29 protein-coding genes are annotated in these 17,016 nt (G+C 61.1%); all 29 read left to right on the forward strand.

Annotated features, from left to right (window positions below):
* On the forward strand, positions 1–712 hold a 712-nt coding region (locus tag KHO41_RS23540), incomplete at its 5' end, for an EF-Tu C-terminal domain-related protein (RefSeq protein ID WP_244873998.1).
* Positions 713–790: 78 nt separating this feature from the next.
* On the forward strand, positions 791–1,099 hold the full coding sequence (gene rpsJ, locus KHO41_RS23545; RefSeq protein WP_006160488.1) for a 30S ribosomal protein S10: 309 nt from the start codon (positions 791–793) through the stop codon (positions 1,097–1,099).
* Between the two features lie 454 nt (positions 1,100–1,553).
* Positions 1,554–2,783, forward strand: coding sequence for a dienelactone hydrolase family protein (locus tag KHO41_RS23550; RefSeq protein ID WP_211955699.1), 1,230 nt, complete (start codon positions 1,554–1,556; stop codon positions 2,781–2,783).
* 531 nt (positions 2,784–3,314) lie between these two features.
* Positions 3,315–3,965, forward strand: a complete 651-nt coding sequence (gene rplC / locus KHO41_RS23555) for a 50S ribosomal protein L3 (protein WP_211955700.1) — start codon at positions 3,315–3,317, stop codon at positions 3,963–3,965.
* Positions 3,966–3,977: 12 nt separating this feature from the next.
* On the forward strand, positions 3,978–4,598 hold the full coding sequence (gene rplD / locus KHO41_RS23560) for a 50S ribosomal protein L4 (protein WP_022536862.1): 621 nt from the start codon (positions 3,978–3,980) through the stop codon (positions 4,596–4,598).
* Positions 4,595–4,909, forward strand: coding sequence for a 50S ribosomal protein L23 (rplW, locus tag KHO41_RS23565; RefSeq protein WP_006576245.1), 315 nt, complete (start codon positions 4,595–4,597; stop codon positions 4,907–4,909). Before rplD ends, rplW begins: the two co-directional genes overlap by 4 nt.
* Before the next feature lie 2 nt (positions 4,910–4,911).
* The gene (gene rplB, locus KHO41_RS23570; protein WP_011299310.1) at positions 4,912–5,742 is read left to right on the forward strand and encodes a 50S ribosomal protein L2; all 831 of its coding nucleotides are present in this window, start codon (positions 4,912–4,914) and stop codon (positions 5,740–5,742) included.
* Between the two features lie 22 nt (positions 5,743–5,764).
* Positions 5,765–6,040 (forward strand): 30S ribosomal protein S19, encoded by a 276-nt coding sequence (rpsS, locus tag KHO41_RS23575; protein ID WP_011299309.1) that lies wholly within the window; start codon positions 5,765–5,767, stop codon positions 6,038–6,040.
* A gap of 9 nt (positions 6,041–6,049) precedes the next feature.
* Positions 6,050–6,379, forward strand: a complete 330-nt coding sequence (gene rplV, locus KHO41_RS23580; RefSeq protein ID WP_010812393.1) for a 50S ribosomal protein L22 — start codon at positions 6,050–6,052, stop codon at positions 6,377–6,379.
* 9 nt (positions 6,380–6,388) lie between these two features.
* The gene (gene rpsC / locus KHO41_RS23585) at positions 6,389–7,189 is read left to right on the forward strand and encodes a 30S ribosomal protein S3 (protein WP_211955701.1); all 801 of its coding nucleotides are present in this window, start codon (positions 6,389–6,391) and stop codon (positions 7,187–7,189) included.
* Positions 7,190–7,191: 2 nt separating this feature from the next.
* Positions 7,192–7,608 carry a 50S ribosomal protein L16 gene (rplP, locus tag KHO41_RS23590; RefSeq protein ID WP_010812391.1) on the forward strand — a complete coding sequence of 139 codons (417 nt, stop codon included), beginning with the start codon at positions 7,192–7,194 and terminating at the stop codon, positions 7,606–7,608.
* A gap of 11 nt (positions 7,609–7,619) precedes the next feature.
* Positions 7,620–7,814: a 50S ribosomal protein L29 gene (gene rpmC, locus KHO41_RS23595; protein ID WP_039007569.1), complete on the forward strand. Its 195-nt coding sequence runs from the start codon at positions 7,620–7,622 to the stop codon at positions 7,812–7,814.
* On the forward strand, positions 7,811–8,089 hold the full coding sequence (gene rpsQ / locus KHO41_RS23600; protein ID WP_011299307.1) for a 30S ribosomal protein S17: 279 nt from the start codon (positions 7,811–7,813) through the stop codon (positions 8,087–8,089). Before rpmC ends, rpsQ begins: the two co-directional genes overlap by 4 nt.
* A 278-nt stretch (positions 8,090–8,367) precedes the next feature.
* A complete protein-coding gene (gene rplN, locus KHO41_RS23605) occupies positions 8,368–8,736 on the forward strand; it encodes a 50S ribosomal protein L14 (protein ID WP_006576237.1) in 369 nt (122 codons plus the stop codon).
* Positions 8,737–8,745: 9 nt separating this feature from the next.
* Entirely contained in the window at positions 8,746–9,054 is a 309-nt protein-coding gene (gene rplX / locus KHO41_RS23610; protein ID WP_017225232.1) for a 50S ribosomal protein L24, read from the forward strand.
* Between the two features lie 25 nt (positions 9,055–9,079).
* Positions 9,080–9,622, forward strand: coding sequence for a 50S ribosomal protein L5 (gene rplE / locus KHO41_RS23615; RefSeq protein ID WP_011299305.1), 543 nt, complete (start codon positions 9,080–9,082; stop codon positions 9,620–9,622).
* Positions 9,623–9,631: 9 nt separating this feature from the next.
* Positions 9,632–9,937: a 30S ribosomal protein S14 gene (gene rpsN, locus KHO41_RS23620; protein WP_011299304.1), complete on the forward strand. Its 306-nt coding sequence runs from the start codon at positions 9,632–9,634 to the stop codon at positions 9,935–9,937.
* Positions 9,938–9,964: 27 nt separating this feature from the next.
* The gene (rpsH, locus tag KHO41_RS23625) at positions 9,965–10,360 is read left to right on the forward strand and encodes a 30S ribosomal protein S8 (protein ID WP_010812384.1); all 396 of its coding nucleotides are present in this window, start codon (positions 9,965–9,967) and stop codon (positions 10,358–10,360) included.
* Positions 10,361–10,370: 10 nt separating this feature from the next.
* A complete protein-coding gene (gene rplF / locus KHO41_RS23630) occupies positions 10,371–10,904 on the forward strand; it encodes a 50S ribosomal protein L6 (RefSeq protein WP_211955702.1) in 534 nt (177 codons plus the stop codon).
* Positions 10,905–10,915: 11 nt separating this feature from the next.
* Positions 10,916–11,272 (forward strand): 50S ribosomal protein L18, encoded by a 357-nt coding sequence (rplR, locus tag KHO41_RS23635; protein WP_211955776.1) that lies wholly within the window; start codon positions 10,916–10,918, stop codon positions 11,270–11,272.
* A 21-nt stretch (positions 11,273–11,293) separates the two neighbouring features.
* Positions 11,294–11,812, forward strand: a complete 519-nt coding sequence (rpsE, locus tag KHO41_RS23640) for a 30S ribosomal protein S5 (protein ID WP_006160449.1) — start codon at positions 11,294–11,296, stop codon at positions 11,810–11,812.
* 10 nt (positions 11,813–11,822) lie between these two features.
* Positions 11,823–12,005, forward strand: a complete 183-nt coding sequence (gene rpmD, locus KHO41_RS23645) for a 50S ribosomal protein L30 (protein ID WP_010812381.1) — start codon at positions 11,823–11,825, stop codon at positions 12,003–12,005.
* Between the two features lie 19 nt (positions 12,006–12,024).
* On the forward strand, positions 12,025–12,459 hold the full coding sequence (gene rplO, locus KHO41_RS23650; protein WP_211955703.1) for a 50S ribosomal protein L15: 435 nt from the start codon (positions 12,025–12,027) through the stop codon (positions 12,457–12,459).
* 47 nt (positions 12,460–12,506) lie between these two features.
* Positions 12,507–13,850 carry a preprotein translocase subunit SecY gene (gene secY / locus KHO41_RS23655; protein WP_211955704.1) on the forward strand — a complete coding sequence of 448 codons (1,344 nt, stop codon included), beginning with the start codon at positions 12,507–12,509 and terminating at the stop codon, positions 13,848–13,850.
* 87 nt (positions 13,851–13,937) lie between these two features.
* The gene (gene rpmJ / locus KHO41_RS23660; protein ID WP_008642959.1) at positions 13,938–14,054 is read left to right on the forward strand and encodes a 50S ribosomal protein L36; all 117 of its coding nucleotides are present in this window, start codon (positions 13,938–13,940) and stop codon (positions 14,052–14,054) included.
* Between the two features lie 19 nt (positions 14,055–14,073).
* Positions 14,074–14,439: a 30S ribosomal protein S13 gene (gene rpsM / locus KHO41_RS23665; protein ID WP_010812377.1), complete on the forward strand. Its 366-nt coding sequence runs from the start codon at positions 14,074–14,076 to the stop codon at positions 14,437–14,439.
* 24 nt (positions 14,440–14,463) lie between these two features.
* Positions 14,464–14,862 carry a 30S ribosomal protein S11 gene (gene rpsK, locus KHO41_RS23670; protein ID WP_211955705.1) on the forward strand — a complete coding sequence of 133 codons (399 nt, stop codon included), beginning with the start codon at positions 14,464–14,466 and terminating at the stop codon, positions 14,860–14,862.
* 287 nt (positions 14,863–15,149) lie between these two features.
* Entirely contained in the window at positions 15,150–15,773 is a 624-nt protein-coding gene (gene rpsD / locus KHO41_RS23675; protein WP_211955706.1) for a 30S ribosomal protein S4, read from the forward strand.
* A gap of 171 nt (positions 15,774–15,944) precedes the next feature.
* Complete coding sequence (locus KHO41_RS23680; RefSeq protein WP_011299297.1) at positions 15,945–16,925, forward strand: DNA-directed RNA polymerase subunit alpha; 981 nt, start codon at positions 15,945–15,947, stop codon at positions 16,923–16,925.
* The last annotated feature ends 91 nt before the right edge of the window (positions 16,926–17,016 follow it).

The following is a 17,016-nucleotide window of genomic DNA, read 5'->3' on the forward strand; positions in this document are numbered from 1 at the left end:
GTACGAGTTCCCCGGCGACGACACCCCGATCATCAAGGGTTCGGCCAAGCTGGCGCTGGAAGGCGACAAGGGCGAGCTGGGCGAAGTGGCCATCATGAACCTGGCCGACGCACTGGACACCTACATCCCGACGCCGGAGCGTGCCGTTGACGGTACCTTCCTGATGCCGGTGGAAGACGTGTTCTCGATCTCGGGTCGCGGCACCGTGGTGACCGGCCGTATCGAGCGCGGCATCATCAAGGTCGGCGAAGAAATCGAAATCGTCGGTATCCGCCCGACCGTGAAGACCACCTGCACCGGCGTGGAAATGTTCCGCAAGCTGCTGGATCAAGGTCAAGCTGGCGACAACGTCGGCCTGCTGCTGCGCGGTACCAAGCGTGAAGACGTCGAGCGCGGCCAAGTGCTGTGCAAGCCGGGTTCGATCAAGCCGCACACCCACTTCACCGGTGAGGTGTACATCCTGTCGAAGGACGAAGGCGGCCGTCACACCCCGTTCTTCAATAACTACCGCCCGCAGTTCTACTTCCGTACCACCGACGTGACCGGCTCGATCGAGCTGCCGGCGGACAAGGAAATGGTGATGCCGGGTGACAACGTGTCGATCACCGTCAAGCTGATCGCCCCGATCGCCATGGAAGAAGGCCTGCGCTTCGCTATCCGTGAAGGCGGCCGTACCGTCGGCGCCGGCGTCGTGGCAAAGATCCTCGACTAAGTAGCTTCCTGGGACATGCCTGCAGGCATGTCCCCTTTAATCCGGGCACATTGCCCATCGCTCTTTTAAGGAAATATCATGCAGAACCAGAAGATCCGTATCCGCCTGAAGGCTTTCGACTACCGCCTGATCGACCAGTCGGCTGCCGAAATCGTGGATACCGCCAAGCGTACCGGCGCGATCGTCAAGGGCCCGGTGCCCCTGCCGACCCGCATCCAGCGCTTCGACATCCTGCGTTCGCCGCACGTCAACAAGACCAGCCGCGATCAGTTCGAGATCCGCACTCACCAGCGCCTGATGGACATCGTCGATCCGACCGACAAGACCGTCGACGCGCTGATGAAGCTCGACCTGCCGGCCGGCGTGGACGTCGAGATCAAGGTGTAATCATGCTTCGGGCCGCCTGAGCGGCCTGCTGCAGCAAAGAACGGCGAACTTCGGTTCGCCGTTTTTGTTTTGGGGCTAGTGAACGGACTTGTGCTGATCAGCCTTGCCGATGCCGACGCAAGCTCTGCGCCGGGCACACCCTGAATGCATGCCGATATTCCGCACTGAACAGCCCAGGTGCGTAAAGCCCCAGTGCAACGGCTTCCGTGACTGATGGCAGTGCCGCATCATTCAGCTTGCAGGCAAGGTGCGCAGAGGGGGGGGCTTGTTACATCGCCGTATTGGATTCGCCCCGGCCGTCAGCATGTCCCTTGATCGGGCAAGCAGTTTCCTGCACTAATTGGATAGCCGCTGCATCTGGCGGCTAGTTTGCCGCGGTGCGGGTCCCCCATCATGAAGGCAGGGGCGAAGGCGCGCGGTGGCCGACCCCACAGAACCTACAGGAGCAGAAGGCATGGGCCAGACCATACAGATCCAGACCCAGGACGGCAGTTTCAGCGGCTATCTCGCGACCCCGGCAGCAGGCAAAGGCCCCGGCATCGTGTTGTGCCAGGAGATTTTCGGCGTCAATGCCACGATGCGGCAGGTGGCGGACTACTACGCCGAGGAGGGCTATACGGTGCTGGTGCCGGACCTGTTCTGGCGCATTGCACCCGGGATCGAGCTGACCGACCGCGGCGAGGACTTCCATCGGGCGCTGGGGCTGTATCAGCAGTTCGACGAGGACAAGGGCGTCCAGGATGTCGGCGCGGCGCTTGATGCATTACGTGCGCGGCCCGAATGCGTCGGCCAGGCCGGTGTGCTCGGCTTTTGCCTCGGCGGCAAGCTGGCCTATCTGGCGGCATGCCGGTTGCCTGACGTGGCGTGTGCCGTCGGCTACTACGGCGTCGGCATCGAGCGCGCGCTGGGCGAGGCGGCCAATATCCGCGGCCGGCTCGTGCTGCATATCGCCGAACGAGATGGCTTTTGCCCGCCCCAAGCGCAGGCGCAGATCCGCGAAGCGCTGGGCGGCCGGCCCGGCATCGAACTATACGTCTATCCGGGTATGGACCACGCCTTCGCGCGCGTTGGCGGCGAGCACTTTGACAAGGCATCGGCGTTGATGGCGCACCAGCGCTCCATCGCGGCTTACCGCAGCGAGATGGGCCCGCACTACGATTTCTCCGCGCTGTGGGACAAGCACTGCGAGTACGAATTCGCCACGCGCGATGTCGATGCCACCATGGCCACGATGGTGCCCGAGCCCTACGTCAACCACATCCCGACGATGACTGGCGGTGTGGGCTATCGCCAGCTCAAGCGCTTCTATCAGCATCACTTTGTCCACAGCAATCCGCCCGACACGATGCTGATTCCGCTGTCGCGCACGATCGGCGCGAGCCAAGTGGTCGACGAGATGCTGTTCTGCTTCACCCACACCTGCGAAATCGACTGGATGCTGCCCGGCGTCGCGCCGACCGGCAAGCGCGTGGAGATCCCGCTGATCGCCATCGTGAAGTTCCGCGGTGACAAGCTCTACCACGAGCACATCTACTGGGATCAGGCCAGCGTGCTGGTGCAGATCGGCAAGCTGGATCCGAAGGGATTGCCGGTGGCGGGCGTCGAGACCGCGCGCAAGCTGCTGGACGAAACACAGCCATCGAACACGCTGATGGCGCGCTGGAGCGAGAGCGGGAGCAAGTGACCGGGTGCCAATCGCGTGGGCCGGAAGCCAGGGCGGCCCGCAGAGGCCGTCTGGCGCCACAAGAGAAGAGACGCCATCGTGAACCGCGTGCAGGACAAGGTTGCGATCATCACAGGGCCCCGCGCTGATTGACAGCGGCGTACGGCGAGGCAGCTACGCGTGAAAGCCGTGGCAGCCTCGGATGGCGAGCCGCTGTTGTTAGCGGGATTTCGTCCGCGTAGCCGCCTGAACTTGAACGCTTCGGCGGCCATCGCACCGCCGCAAGTCGGCTTCGCGCCGCAATTTCACCGAATCTGACGATCGTGGCAGGAAATCCCTGCGGAAATCGGCAATTGAGCTTGCCCTTCCAAAAGCACTGGGTTATAGTGTAAGGCTACCCGTGTATCCGGGTAGATGGGTTGGCCGTTTTGGCCGTGCGCAGTCCTCTTCAGCGCGCCCAATCGCGTGCAAACGCAAACCGCGCATCAGCGCAAACACAGTTTTCGTGTATCAATCAGCCCCGGCCAATCGCAGCTGGGAATGGAGCAAACCATGAGCCTTGGCCTTGTAGGTCGCAAGGTTGGCATGACCCGTATTTTCACGGACGACGGTGATTCGATTCCCGTTACCGTGGTCGAGGTCGGCGACAACCGCGTGACGCAAATCAAGACGGACGAGACCGACGGTTACACCGCCGTTCAAGTCACCTTCGGCGCACGACGCGCAAGCCGCGTTACCAAGCCGCTGGCGGGTCACCTCGCCAAAGCCGGCGTGGAAGCCGGCGAAATCATCCGCGAATTCCGTATCGATGCAGCCAAGGCTGCCGAACTGCAAACTGGCGGTTCGCTGTCGGTCGAACTGTTCGAAGTCGGTCAGAAGATCGACGTGCAGGGCGTGACCATCGGTAAGGGCTACGCCGGTACCATCAAGCGCTACCACTTCGCCTCCGGCCGTGCCACGCACGGTAACTCGCGCTCGCACAACGTGCCGGGTTCGATCGGTATGGCGCAGGATCCGGGCCGTGTGTTCCCGGGCAAGCGCATGACCGGTCACCTGGGCGATGTCACCCGCACCGTGCAGAACCTGGAAATCGCCAAGATCGACGCAGAGCGCAAGCTGCTGCTGGTCAAGGGCGCGATCCCGGGTTCGAAGAACGGCAAGGTCATCGTTACCCCGGCCGTCAAGGCCAAAGCCAAAGCTTAAGGAGCGCATGTAATGGAACTCAAGCTCCTCCAGGACAATGGCCAGATCGGCGCGGGCGTTGACGCTTCGCCCGAAGTGTTCGGCCGTGACTATAACGAAGCCCTCGTTCACCAGATCGTCGTCGCTTACCAGGCTAACGCTCGCAGCGGTAACCGTAAGCAGAAGGATCGTGAAGAGGTCAAGCACACGACCAAGAAGCCGTGGCGCCAGAAGGGTACGGGCCGTGCTCGTGCCGGTATGTCTTCCTCGCCGCTGTGGCGCGGGGGCGGCCGTATCTTCCCGAATTCGCCGGAAGAGAACTTCAGCCAGAAGGTCAACAAGAAGATGTTCCGTGCCGGCATGCGCTCGATTTACTCGCAGCTCGCACGTGAAGGCCGTATCAATGTGGTGGACGGATTCACCGTCGACGCGCCCAAGACCAAGCTCTTGGCCGACAAGTTCAAGGCCATGGGCCTGGACTCGGTGCTGATCATCACCGACAGCCTCGACGAAAACCTCTACCTGGCTTCGCGCAACCTGCCGCACGTGGCAGTTGTCGAGCCGCGCCAGGCTGACCCGCTGTCGCTCGTGCACTACAAGAAGGTGCTGGTGACCAAGGCAGCTGTCGCGCAGATCGAGGAGTTGCTGAAATGACGCAAGTAGCCAAGAACGATCATCGTTTGATGCAGGTGCTGCTCGCGCCGGTGGTTTCCGAAAAGGCAACCCTGGTCGCCGACAAGAATGAACAAGTCGTGTTCGAAGTGGCTCGCGATGCCAACAAGGCAGAAGTGAAGGCCGCCGTCGAACTGCTGTTCAAGGTCGAGGTGCAGTCCGTTCAGATCCTGAACCAGAAGGGCAAGCAAAAGCGCTTCGGTCGCTTCATGGGGCGTCGCAACCACGTGAAGAAGGCCTACGTTTCGCTGAAGCCGGGTCAGGAAATCAATTTTGAAGCGGAGGCCAAGTAATCATGGCACTCGTCAAGACCAAGCCGACGTCCCCGGGTCGTCGCTCGATGGTGAAGGTCGTCAACAAGGACCTTCACAAGGGCGCCCCGCACGCTCCGCTGCTGGAAAAGCAATTCCAGAAGTCGGGTCGTAACAACAACGGTCATATCACCACCCGCCATAAGGGCGGTGGTCATAAGCACCACTACCGCGTGGTCGACTTCAAGCGCAACGACAAGGACGGCATCGCCGCCAAGGTCGAGCGCCTGGAATACGATCCGAACCGCAGCGCCAATATCGCGCTGGTGCTGTTCGCCGACGGCGAGCGCCGCTACATCATCGCCACCAAGGGCATGGTTGCTGGCCAGGCACTGCTGAACGGCGCTGAAGCCCCGATCAAGGCTGGCAACAACCTGCCGATCCGCAACATTCCGGTTGGTACCACGATCAACAACGTGGAAATCCTGCCGGGCAAGGGTGCTCAGGTCGCTCGTGCTGCTGGCGGTTCCGCTGTGCTGCTGGCCCGTGAAGGCCTGTACGCTCAGGTTCGCCTGCGTTCCGGTGAAGTGCGCCGCGTGCACATCGAGTGCCGCGCCACCATCGGTGAAGTCGGCAACGAAGAGCACAGCCTGCGCGTCATCGGCAAGGCCGGTGCAACCCGTTGGCGCGGTATCCGCCCGACCGTCCGTGGTGTCGTGATGAACCCGGTCGACCACCCGCACGGTGGTGGTGAGGGCAAGACCGCTGCTGGTCGCGATCCGGTTTCGCCGTGGGGTACCCCGGCCAAGGGCTACCGCACCCGCAGCAACAAGCGCACGGACAGCATGATCGTCCAGAAGCGCCACAAGCGTTAATCGGTAGGTAGGAGCTAAAGATATGACTCGTTCCGCTAAAAAGGGTCCGTTCTGCGACGCCCACCTGCTGAAGAAGGTGGAAGCGGCCGTAGGCGGCAAGGACAAGAAGCCCATCAAGACGTGGTCGCGCCGCTCGACCATCATGCCGGAATTCATCGGTCTGACGATCGCCGTGCACAACGGCCGTCAACACGTGCCGGTGTATGTCACGGAAAACATGGTTGGCCACAAGCTCGGCGAATTTGCGCTCACCCGCACGTTCAAGGGCCACGCGGCTGACAAGAAAGCGAAGAGGTAAGGTGCCATCATGGAAGTGAAAGCGATTCATCGCGGTGCCCGCATCTCCGCCCAGAAGACGCGCCTGGTCGCTGACCAGATCCGTGGTCTGCCGATCGAGCGCGCGCTCAATGTCCTGACGTTCAGCCCGAAAAAGGCTGCCGGGATCGTGAAGAAGGTGGTCGAATCGGCCATCGCCAACGCCGAGCACAACGAAGGCGCCGATATCGACGAACTGAAGGTCAAATCGATCTTCGTCGACAAGGCAACCTCGCTCAAGCGCTTCACCGCACGGGCGAAGGGCCGCGGCAACCGCATCGAGAAACAAACCTGTCACATCACTGTGACGCTCGGCAACTAAGGAGTCACGATGGGACAGAAGATTCATCCGACTGGCTTCCGTCTGGCCGTCAGCCGTAACTGGGCTTCGCGTTGGTACGCCAACAACACGAAGTTCGCCGGCATGCTGAAGGAAGACATCGAAGTTCGCGACTTCCTGAAGAAGAAGCTGAAGAACGCATCGGTTGGCCGCGTGGTCATCGAGCGTCCGGCCCGTAACGCACGTATCACCATTTACAGCTCGCGTCCGGGCGTGGTGATCGGCAAGAAGGGTGAGGACATCGAACTGCTCAAGGCTGAACTGCAGCGTCGCATGGGCGTGCCCGTGCACGTGAACATCGAGGAAATCCGCAAGCCGGAAACCGATGCTCAGCTGATCGCCGATTCGATCACCCAGCAGCTCGAGCGCCGTATCATGTTCCGCCGCGCCATGAAGCGCGCGATGCAGAACGCGATGCGCCTGGGCGCCCAGGGTATCAAGATCATGAGCTCGGGCCGTCTGAACGGTATCGAAATCGCACGTACCGAGTGGTACCGCGAAGGCCGTGTGCCCCTGCACACCCTGCGCGCCGACATCGACTACGGCTTCTCCGAAGCAGAAACCACCTACGGCATCATCGGTGTCAAGGTGTGGGTCTACAAGGGTGATCACCTCGGCCGCAATGACGCGCCGGTGGTGGAAGAGCCGCAAGACGACCGTCGTCGTCGTCCGGGTCGTCCGGAAGGCCGCCGCCGTGAAGGCGAAGGCCGTCCGGGTGGCAACCGTCGCGGTGGCGCCGGTGCAGGTGCCGGTCGCCGCGGTGCGCCTGGCGATGCGAAGAGTGGAGAATAACGATGCTGCAACCTAAGCGCAGAAAATATCGCAAGGAGCAGAAGGGCCGCAACACGGGTAAGGCTACCCGTGGCAACGCCGTGTCTTTCGGCGAATTCGGCCTGAAGGCAATGGGTCGTGGCCGTCTGACAGCTCGTCAGATCGAGTCGGCACGTCGTGCGATGACCCGCCACATCAAGCGTGGCGGCCGCATCTGGATCCGGATCTTCCCGGACAAGCCGATCTCGAAGAAGCCCGCCGAAGTCCGTATGGGTAACGGTAAGGGCAATCCGGAGTACTACGTGGCTGAAATTCAGCCGGGCAAGATGCTCTATGAGATGGATGGCGTGAGTGAAGATCTGGCACGTGAGGCGTTCCGCCTCGCGGCTGCCAAGCTGCCGATCGCCACCAATTTCGTGGTGCGCCAGGTCGGGACGTAAGGAGAGCAGGGATGAAAGCATCCGAACTTCGCGGCAAGGACGCCGCAGGCCTGAACCAGGAGCTCTCCGAGCTGCTGAAGGCCCAATTTAGCCTGCGCATGCAAAAGGCGACTCAACAGCTGCAGAACACCAGCCAGCTGAAGAAGGTTCGCAAGGACATCGCGCGAGTGCAAACCGTGCTGAATGAGAAGGCGAACGCGAAATGACTGAAGCTGCAAAAACGGAAACGTCGCTTCGCCGCACCCTCGTCGGTCGTGTGGTAAGCGACAAGATGGACAAGACCGTTACGGTCTTGGTGGAAAACCGCGTCAAGCATCCCCTGTACGGCAAGTACGTGCTGCGTTCGAAGAAGTACCACGCACACGACGAAGCTAACCAGTACAAGGAAGGCGACAAGGTCGAGATCCAGGAAGGCCGTCCGCTGTCGCGGACCAAGTCCTGGGTGGTTTCCCGGCTGGTAGAGGCTGCACGCGTCATCTAAGAACAACACGTTCTTAGTCTGACTTGCAAGTCCAGGATTATGTAGCTATAATCCTGGACTTCCGCTTTGTTGCGTCCGCCAATGCAGTATCACCCGGGCGGCCTGGAGAGCGAGCCAGGGTCAAGTGGTCCCGAGATGTTGTCGAGATTGCCTGATTCCTACCGACTTCAAAGTTGATCAACCCATACGGGAATGGCGCAAAGCCGGAACCGACGGGACCAAGACTGACCGGCAGATGTTTCTGACACCTGGCGGATTAAGTTGGGAAGACAAACACCATGATTCAGACAGAAAGCCGGCTCGAAGTGGCCGATAACACTGGTGCGCGCGAAGTGCTGTGCATCAAGGTCCTGGGTGGGTCCAAGCGCCGCTACGCGAGCGTTGGCGACATCATCAAAGTGACCGTCAAGGACGCAGCTCCGCGCGGCCGTGTGAAGAAGGGCGATATCTACAACGCCGTCGTCGTGCGCACCGCCAAGGGCGTGCGTCGCGCGGATGGCTCGCTCGTCAAGTTCGACGGTAACGCCGCTGTCCTGCTGAACAACAAGCTCGAGCCGATCGGCACCCGTATCTTCGGGCCGGTGACTCGTGAACTCCGTACCGAGCGCTTCATGAAGATCGTGTCGCTCGCTCCGGAAGTGCTGTAAGGAGCCGCCATGAACAAGATTCGCAAAGGCGACGAAGTCATCGTCCTGACCGGCAAAGACAAGGGCAAGCGCGGTACCGTGCAAGCCATGCTCGGCGACAAGGTTGTAGTGGAAGGCGTGAACGTTGCCAAGAAGCATGCTCGCCCGAACCCGATGCTGGGCACCACTGGTGGTGTGGTCGACAAGGTCATGCCGCTGCATATTTCCAACGTTGCGCTCGTGGATGCCAATGGCAAGCCGTCGCGCGTCGGCATCAAGGTGGAAGACGGCAAGCGCGTGCGCGTGCTGAAGACCACCGGCGCCGTCGTGGCAGCTTGATTCTGGGCACGTATAGGAGTTGAGCATGGCAGCACGTCTGCAAGAGTTTTACAAAGAAAAGGTTGTGCCGAAGCTGATCGAGCAGTTCGGCTACAAGTCGGTCATGGAAGTGCCGCGCATCACCAAGATCACCCTGAACATGGGCCTTGGCGAAGCGATCAATGACAAGAAGATCATTGAAAACGCTGTCGGCGACCTGACCAAGATCGCTGGCCAGAAGCCGGTCGTGACGAAGGCCAAGAAGGCTATCGCTGGCTTCAAGATCCGTCAGGGCTACCCCATCGGTGCGATGGTGACCCTGCGCGGCGAGCGCATGTTCGAATTCCTCGATCGTTTCGTGACCGTGGCCCTGCCGCGCGTGCGTGACTTCCGTGGTGTGTCGGGCCGTTCGTTTGACGGTCGTGGCAACTACAACATCGGTGTGAAAGAGCAGATCATTTTCCCCGAAATCGAGTACGACAAGATCGACGCACTGCGTGGTCTGAACATCAGCATCACGACGACGGCAAAGAACGACGAGGAAGCCAAGGCACTCCTCGGTGCGTTCAAGTTCCCGTTCCGCAATTAAGGGGTAACCGTGGCTAAACTGGCTCTGATTGAACGTGAGAAGAAGCGCGCCAAGCTGGCGGCGAAGTTCGCCCCGAAGCGTGCTGCCCTCAAGGCCATTATTGACGACCAAGAAAAGTCGGAAGAAGAGCGTTATATGGCGCGTCTCGAGCTGCAACAGCTCCCGCGCAACGCGAACCCGACTCGCCAGCGTAACCGCTGCGCGATCACCGGTCGTCCCCGCGGTACCTTCCGCAAGTTTGGCCTGGCGCGTAACAAGATCCGCGAAATCGCCTTCAAGGGCGAAATCCCGGGTCTGACGAAAGCCAGCTGGTAATTACGCACAGGCTACAGGAGAAACAGTATGAGCATGAGCGATCCTATCGCCGATATGCTGACGCGCATCCGCAACGCCCAAGGCGTGCAGAAGGCGTCGGTTGTCATGCCGTCGTCGAAGCTGAAAGTGGCAATCGCCAAGGTCCTGAAGGACGAAGGCTACATCGACGACTACGCCGTCCAGGAAGATGGCGGCAAGGCACAACTGAGCATCGGCCTGAAGTACTACGCCGGCCGTCCGGTCATCGAGCGCATTGAGCGCGTCTCGAAGCCCGGCCTGCGCGTGTACAAGGGCCGCAGCGACATCCCCCAAGTGATGAACGGCCTCGGTGTCGCGATCATCTCGACCCCGCAGGGTCTGATGACCGACCGCAAGGCACGTGCCACGGGTGTGGGTGGCGAAGTTCTCTGCTACGTCGCTTAAGGAGAGAACCATGTCCCGTGTAGGTAAGGCTCCCATCGCGCTCCCCAAGGGCGCGGAAGTGAACGTGGCAGCTGGCGTGCTCTCCGTGAAGGGCCCGCTCGGTACGCTGTCGCAGCCGATTCACAGCCTGGTCAAGGTCAATGTCGAAAACGACACGCTGACTTTCGCCCCGGCTGACGAATCGCGTGAAGCAAACGCCCTGCAAGGCACCATGCGCGCCCTGGCGGCGAACATGGTCAAGGGCGTGACCACCGGTTTCGAGCGCAAGCTGAACCTCGTTGGCGTGGGCTACCGTGCCCAGCTGCAAGGTGCTGCGCTGAAGCTCCAGCTTGGTTTCTCGCACGACGTGATCCATGAGATGCCGGAAGGCGTGACGGCAGCAACGCCGACGCAGACCGAGATCATCATCAAGGGTGCGGACAAGCAGAAAGTCGGTCAGGTTGCCGCGGAAGTTCGCGCGTACCGTCCGCCTGAGCCCTACAAGGGCAAGGGTGTGCGTTACAGCGACGAGCGCGTTATCCTGAAGGAAACCAAGAAGAAGTAAGGGGTGCAATGATGAACAAGAAAGACGCTCGTTTGCGCCGTGCACGTCAGACCCGCGCCAAGATCGCGGAGATGAAAGTCAATCGTCTGACCGTGTTCCGTACGAATTCGCATATTTACGCCCAGGTCTTCTCCGAGTGCGGCACCAAGGTGCTGGCTTCGGCTTCGACCGCCGAGGTGGAAGTGCGCAAGGAACTGGATGGCAAGGGCGCTACCGCCGCTGCCGCTACTATCGTGGGCAAGCGCATCGCCGAGAAGGCGAAGGCTGCCGGCGTGGAAACCGTCGCGTTCGATCGCGCCGGCTTCCGTTTCCATGGCCGCGTGAAGGCCCTGGCAGACGCCGCCCGCGAAGCTGGCCTGAAGTTCTAAGCGCATAGAGAGAGATACGTCATGGCAAAGATGCAAGCAAAAGTCCAACAGGACGAACGCGACGACGGCCTCCGCGAGAAGATGATCTCGGTCAACCGTGTCACCAAGGTGGTGAAGGGTGGCCGGATTCTCGGTTTCGCAGCGCTGACCGTGGTTGGTGACGGCGATGGCCGCATCGGCATGGGCAAGGGCAAGGCCAAGGAAGTGCCGGTTGCAGTTCAGAAGGCAATGGACGAAGCCCGTCGCAAGATGGTCAAGGTCTCGCTGAAGAACGGCACGCTGCAACACGAAGTCGTTGGCAAGCACGGCGCCGCCAAGGTGCTGATGATGCCCGCCAAGGAAGGTACCGGCGTGATCGCCGGCGGCCCGATGCGCGCGATCTTCGAAGTGATGGGCGTCACCAACGTGGTGACCAAGTCGCACGGTTCCACCAACCCGTACAACATGGTTCGCGCCACGCTGGACGGCCTTCAGAAGATGAGCACGCCGGGCGAAATCGCTGCGAAGCGTGGCAAGTCGGTCGAAGACATCCTGGGTTAAGGTGAACGCAATGTCGCAGAAAACCGTAAAAGTGCAACTCGTGCGCAGCCTGATCGGCACGCGCGAGGATCATCGCGCCACCGTGCGTGGCCTGGGCCTGCGCCGCATCAACTCGGTGTCGGAGCTGCAGGACACGCCCGCCGTGCGCGGCATGATCAACAAGGTCTCGTACCTGGTCAAGGTTCTGGCCTGATCGGGACTTGGAGAGCAAGATGCAACTGAACAACCTGAAACCGGCTGCCGGTTCGAAGCACGCCAAGCGTCGCGTCGGCCGCGGTATCGGCTCCGGCCTGGGCAAGACCGCCGGTCGCGGTCACAAGGGTCAGAAGTCGCGTTCGGGCGGCTTCCACAAGGTGGGCTTCGAAGGCGGTCAAATGCCGCTGTATCGTCGTCTGCCGAAGCGCGGCTTCACGTCGCTGACCAAGGCGTTCAACGCCGAAGTCTCGCTGCGTGACATCGAGCGCCTGGAAGCGACCGAAGTCGATCTGCTGGTCCTGAAGCAAGCTGGCCTGGTGAGCGACCTGGTGAAGAGCGCCAAGGTCATCAAGGCTGGCGAGCTGACCCGCAAGGTGACGATCAAGGGTCTGGGCGCCACCGCTGGTGCCAAGGCCGCGATCGAAGCCGCTGGCGGCCAGATCGCAGAGTAAATCGGCAGCAATCATCGCAGCATAGGCAGTCATAGTCGGAGCATCGTTTGGCCACGGCGAAACCCAATGCAAGCGCGCAAGCCAGGAACACGGCGAAGTACGGCGACCTCAAGCGTCGGCTGATGTTCCTGGTGTTGGCCCTGATCGTTTACCGCATCGGCGCACATATTCCGGTGCCGGGAATCGATCCGGATCAGCTCGCGAAGCTTTTCCAGAGTCAGTCGGGTGGCATCCTCGGGATGTTCAACCTGTTCTCGGGCGGGGCGCTGTCGCGCTTTACCGTCTTCGCGCTCGGCATCATGCCGTACATCTCGGCGTCGATCATCATGCAGTTGCTGACGATCGTGCTGCCGCAGCTGGAGTCGCTGAAGAAGGAAGGGCAGGCAGGTCAGCGCAAGATCACGCAGTACACGCGTTATGGCACCGTGGTTCTGGCCACGTTCCAGGCGCTGTCGATCGCGGTCGCGCTGGAGTCGCAACCGGGGCTGGTGATCGATCCGGGCCTGATGTTCCGGGCTACGGCGGTGATCACGCTGGTGACCGGCACGATGTTCCTGATGTGGCTGGGTGAGCAGATCACCGAGCGTGGTCTGGGCAACGGCATCTCGATCATCATCTTCGGCGGTATCGCAGCGGGCTTGCCCAACGCGATCGGCGGACTGTTCGAACTGGTCCGCACGGGTTCCATGAGCATCATCGCAGCGATCCTGATCGTCGCGATCGTGGCTGGTGTGACCTTCGCCGTGGTGTTCGTCGAGCGTGGCCAGCGCAAGATCCTGGTGAACTATGCCAAGCGTCAGGTCGGCAACAAGGTGTACGGCGGTCAGTCGTCGCACCTGCCGCTGAAGCTGAACATGGCAGGGGTGATTCCGCCGATCTTCGCATCGTCGATCATCCTGTTCCCGGCGACGATTGCGGGCTGGTTCACGTCTCAGTCGACGGGTGCGGTCGGCCGGTTCATCAAGGACCTGGCTGCCACGCTGTCGCCGGGACAGCCGGTGTATATCCTGCTGTATGCGGCTGCGATTGTATTTTTCTGCTTCTTCTATACGGCTCTGGTTTACAACAGCCGGGAAGTGGCGGACAACCTGAAGAAAAGCGGTGCCTTCATTCCGGGCATTCGTCCGGGCGAGCAGACGACGCGCTACATCGACAAGATTCTGGTGCGCCTGACGCTGGCTGGTGCGATCTACATCACACTGGTCTGCCTGTTGCCGGAATTCCTGGTGCTGCGCTGGAACGTTCCGTTCTATTTTGGCGGGACTTCGCTGCTGATCATCGTGGTCGTCACGATGGACTTCATGGCCCAGGTTCAGTCCTACGTCATGTCGCAGCAGTATGAATCGTTGCTGAAGAAAGCGAACTTTAAGGGCAACCTGACCCTGCGCTGATTCAGATCGGTACAGACAAGGTATGGCGCGCACGGATCGTCTTCCGGACGAAGTGAGCGAACAGGAATAGAAGGAAGAGGAAAAATTATGAAAGTGCTGGCTTCTGTTAAGCGCATTTGCCGCAACTGCAAAATCATCAAGCGCAACGGTGTCGTGCGCGTGATCTGCTCGTCGGATCCCCGCCACAAGCAACGCCAAGGCTAATCGGAAAGAGGATTGACGAATGGCACGTATCGCAGGGGTTAACATCCCGAACCACAAGCACACCGAAATCGGCCTGACGGCTATTTATGGTGTCGGCCGCTCGCGCGCTCGCAAGATTTGCGAGGCCACCGGTGTACCGTTTGACAAGAAGGTCAAGGATCTGACCGACGCTGACCTGGAAAAGCTTCGTGACGAAGTGGGCAAGGTCACGGTCGAGGGTGACCTGCGTCGTGAAACCACGATGAACATCAAGCGTCTGATGGACCTTGGTTGCTATCGTGGCATGCGTCACCGCAAGGGCCTGCCGATGCGCGGCCAGCGTACGCGCACGAATGCCCGTACCCGCAAGGGTCCGCGCAAGGCCGGCGTGGCTCTGAAGAAGTAAAGCCGAAGGCAGAGGAAGAAACTAATGGCAAAAGGTCCGAATAACGCCGCTCGCGCGCGTAAAAAGGTCAAGAAGAACGTTGCCGACGGCATTGCGCACGTCCACGCTTCGTTCAACAACACCATCATCACGATCACCGACCGTCAGGGCAACGCCCTGTCGTGGGCGACCGCTGGTGGCCAGGGCTTCAAGGGTTCGCGCAAGTCGACCCCGTTCGCTGCTCAGGTCGCTGCCGAGAACGCCGGCCGCGTGGCGCAAGACCAGGGTATCAAGAACCTGGAAGTGCGCATCAAGGGCCCGGGCCCGGGTCGTGAGTCGGCTGTCCGCGCGCTGAACGCGCTGGGCATCAAGATCGCGATCATCGAAGACGTCACGCCGGTTCCGCACAACGGCTGCCGTCCGCCGAAGCGCCGCCGCATCTAAGCGTCGGCGTGTCCGGACCGGCGGGTTTACCTGCCGGCCTCGGATATGGTAGTATCGCGCGTTGACCTGCTGCATTTGATGCGGCAGGTTTTCGTTTTGTCCGACGGAAATGTCGCATAAAGCACATTTCGGTTGCGCTCTGTAACTGCTTTCAGCGTCGTACCCGTTAACGGGGCGCGCTTCATAAGCCCACCGTCCGTCACGGTCGCCGGCAATTCCCGGTGGACAGCGCTGGCGGACTCGCGGCGCGTCAACACAGGCGTCGCGATCGAACAAAGGAAGACAACGTGGCACGTTATACCGGCCCGAAGGCCAAACTCTCCCGCCGTGAAGGTACCGACCTGTTCCTGAAGAGCGCCCGTCGCTCGCTCGCCGACAAGTGCAAGCTGGACAGCAAGCCGGGCCAGCATGGCCGCACCTCGGGTGCCCGCACCTCCGACTACGGCAACCAACTGCGTGAAAAGCAGAAGGTCAAGCGCATCTACGGTGTGCTCGAGCGCCAGTTCCGCCGCTACTTCGCCGAAGCCGATCGCCGCAAGGGCAACACCGGTGAAAAGCTGCTGCAACTGCTGGAATCGCGCCTGGACAACGTGGTGTACCGCATGGGCTTTGGCTCGACCCGCGCTGAGGCACGCCAGCTGGTGTCGCACAAGGCGATTCTGGTGAATGGTCAGACTCTGAACGTGCCGTCGGCCCAGATCAAGTCGGGCGACGTCATCACCATTCGCGAGGCGTCGAAGAAGCAAGTTCGTATCGCTGAAGCGCTGTCGCTGGCCGAGCAGTCGGGTTTCCCGACCTGGGTTGCCGTGGATGCCAAGAAGTTCGAGGGCACCTTCAAGCAAGTTCCGGATCGCGCCGACATCTCGGGCGACATCAACGAAAGCCTGATCGTCGAACTGTACTCGCGTTAATCCGCGGGCAAGACGACTCAGCGCTTGCGTTCGCCGCAAAGCCTCTCCTTCTGCAGCCCGCCGCGCACTATGCGCGGTCGGGCTTGTTGCCCATCGTGCGATGGGATTTCAAGGTTCCAAACGTCAGCCTTATCGGTGTAACGAGCCGAGGGTATTGAAAAGGACAACCTAATGCAAACAGCACTCCTCAAGCCAAAAATCATTGCCGTCGAGCCTCTGGGCGACCATCACGCCAAAGTCGTGATGGAGCCGTTCGAGCGCGGCTACGGCCATACGCTCGGTAACGCCCTGCGTCGCGTGCTGCTGTCGTCGATGGTCGGTTATGCTCCGACCGAAGTGACGATCGCTGGGGTGGTCCATGAGTATTCCACCATCGACGGCGTGCAGGAAGACGTCGTCAACCTGCTGCTCAACCTGAAGGGCGTCGTGTTCAAGCTGCACAACCGCGACGAAGTCACGGTTTCGCTGCGCAAGGATGGTGAAGGCATCGTGACTGCAGCCGATATCGAGCTGCCGCACGACGTCGAGATCATCAACCCGAACCACGTCATCGCCCACCTGTCGGCCGGCGGCAAGCTGGACATGCAGATCAAGGTCGAGCAAGGCCGTGGCTACGTGCCTGGCAACGTGCGCAAGTTCGGCGACGAGTCGAGCAAGGTGATCGGCCGTATCGTGCTGGACGCTTCGTTCTCGCCGGTGCGCCGCGTGTCGTACGCCGTCGAGTCCGCCCGCGTCGAGCAGCGTACCGACCTGGACAAGCTGGTGATGAACATCGAAACCGACGGCGTGATCTCGCCGGAGGAAGCGATTCGCCAGTCTGCCCGTATCCTGGTTGACCAGCTGTCGGTGTTCGCAGCGCTGGAAGGCACCGAGTCCGCCGCCGAGGCCGCTTCGAGCCGTGCACCGCAGATCGACCCGATCCTGCTGCGCCCGGTCGACGACCTGGAGCTGACCGTGCGTTCGGCTAACTGCCTGAAGGCAGAGAACATCTACTACATCGGCGACCTGATCCAGCGTACCGAGAACGAGCTGCTCAAGACCCCGAACCTGGGTCGCAAGTCGCTCAACGAGATCAAGGAAGTCCTCGCCTCTCGTGGCCTGACGCTCGGCATGAAGCTCGAGAACTGGCCGCCCGCCGGTCTGGACAAGTAATTGTGGCGCGGGGCAATGGCCTCGTGCTGCGGTAACCGCCTCGGTTTCGGCCGAGGCATGTATGACTACCGGCCCGCGTCTCGGGAGCTTG

It is taken from the genome of Cupriavidus numazuensis, assembly GCF_905397435.1.
Classification (GTDB): Bacteria; Pseudomonadota; Gammaproteobacteria; order Burkholderiales; family Burkholderiaceae; genus Cupriavidus; species Cupriavidus numazuensis.

Excerpts from the sequence above, each read along its gene's own strand:
- rpsJ (WP_006160488.1), top strand. The coding sequence starts at position 791 with ATGCAGAACCAGAAGATCCGTATCCGCCTGAAGGCTTTCGACTACCGC.
- KHO41_RS23550 (WP_211955699.1), top strand. The coding sequence starts at position 1,554 with ATGGGCCAGACCATACAGATCCAGACCCAGGACGGCAGTTTCAGCGGC.
- rplC (WP_211955700.1), top strand. The coding sequence starts at position 3,315 with ATGAGCCTTGGCCTTGTAGGTCGCAAGGTTGGCATGACCCGTATTTTC.
- rplD (WP_022536862.1), top strand. The coding sequence starts at position 3,978 with ATGGAACTCAAGCTCCTCCAGGACAATGGCCAGATCGGCGCGGGCGTT.
- rplW (WP_006576245.1), top strand. The coding sequence starts at position 4,595 with ATGACGCAAGTAGCCAAGAACGATCATCGTTTGATGCAGGTGCTGCTC.
- rplB (WP_011299310.1), top strand. The coding sequence starts at position 4,912 with ATGGCACTCGTCAAGACCAAGCCGACGTCCCCGGGTCGTCGCTCGATG.
- rpsS (WP_011299309.1), top strand. The coding sequence starts at position 5,765 with ATGACTCGTTCCGCTAAAAAGGGTCCGTTCTGCGACGCCCACCTGCTG.
- rplV (WP_010812393.1), top strand. The coding sequence starts at position 6,050 with ATGGAAGTGAAAGCGATTCATCGCGGTGCCCGCATCTCCGCCCAGAAG.
- rpsC (WP_211955701.1), top strand. The coding sequence starts at position 6,389 with ATGGGACAGAAGATTCATCCGACTGGCTTCCGTCTGGCCGTCAGCCGT.
- rplP (WP_010812391.1), top strand. The coding sequence starts at position 7,192 with ATGCTGCAACCTAAGCGCAGAAAATATCGCAAGGAGCAGAAGGGCCGC.
- rpmC (WP_039007569.1), top strand. The coding sequence starts at position 7,620 with ATGAAAGCATCCGAACTTCGCGGCAAGGACGCCGCAGGCCTGAACCAG.
- rpsQ (WP_011299307.1), top strand. The coding sequence starts at position 7,811 with ATGACTGAAGCTGCAAAAACGGAAACGTCGCTTCGCCGCACCCTCGTC.
- rplN (WP_006576237.1), top strand. The coding sequence starts at position 8,368 with ATGATTCAGACAGAAAGCCGGCTCGAAGTGGCCGATAACACTGGTGCG.
- rplX (WP_017225232.1), top strand. The coding sequence starts at position 8,746 with ATGAACAAGATTCGCAAAGGCGACGAAGTCATCGTCCTGACCGGCAAA.
- rplE (WP_011299305.1), top strand. The coding sequence starts at position 9,080 with ATGGCAGCACGTCTGCAAGAGTTTTACAAAGAAAAGGTTGTGCCGAAG.
- rpsH (WP_010812384.1), top strand. The coding sequence starts at position 9,965 with ATGAGCATGAGCGATCCTATCGCCGATATGCTGACGCGCATCCGCAAC.
- rplF (WP_211955702.1), top strand. The coding sequence starts at position 10,371 with ATGTCCCGTGTAGGTAAGGCTCCCATCGCGCTCCCCAAGGGCGCGGAA.
- rplR (WP_211955776.1), top strand. The coding sequence starts at position 10,916 with ATGAACAAGAAAGACGCTCGTTTGCGCCGTGCACGTCAGACCCGCGCC.
- rpsE (WP_006160449.1), top strand. The coding sequence starts at position 11,294 with ATGGCAAAGATGCAAGCAAAAGTCCAACAGGACGAACGCGACGACGGC.
- rpmD (WP_010812381.1), top strand. The coding sequence starts at position 11,823 with ATGTCGCAGAAAACCGTAAAAGTGCAACTCGTGCGCAGCCTGATCGGC.
- rplO (WP_211955703.1), top strand. The coding sequence starts at position 12,025 with ATGCAACTGAACAACCTGAAACCGGCTGCCGGTTCGAAGCACGCCAAG.
- rpmJ (WP_008642959.1), top strand. The coding sequence starts at position 13,938 with ATGAAAGTGCTGGCTTCTGTTAAGCGCATTTGCCGCAACTGCAAAATC.
- rpsM (WP_010812377.1), top strand. The coding sequence starts at position 14,074 with ATGGCACGTATCGCAGGGGTTAACATCCCGAACCACAAGCACACCGAA.
- rpsK (WP_211955705.1), top strand. The coding sequence starts at position 14,464 with ATGGCAAAAGGTCCGAATAACGCCGCTCGCGCGCGTAAAAAGGTCAAG.
- KHO41_RS23680 (WP_011299297.1), top strand. The coding sequence starts at position 15,945 with ATGCAAACAGCACTCCTCAAGCCAAAAATCATTGCCGTCGAGCCTCTG.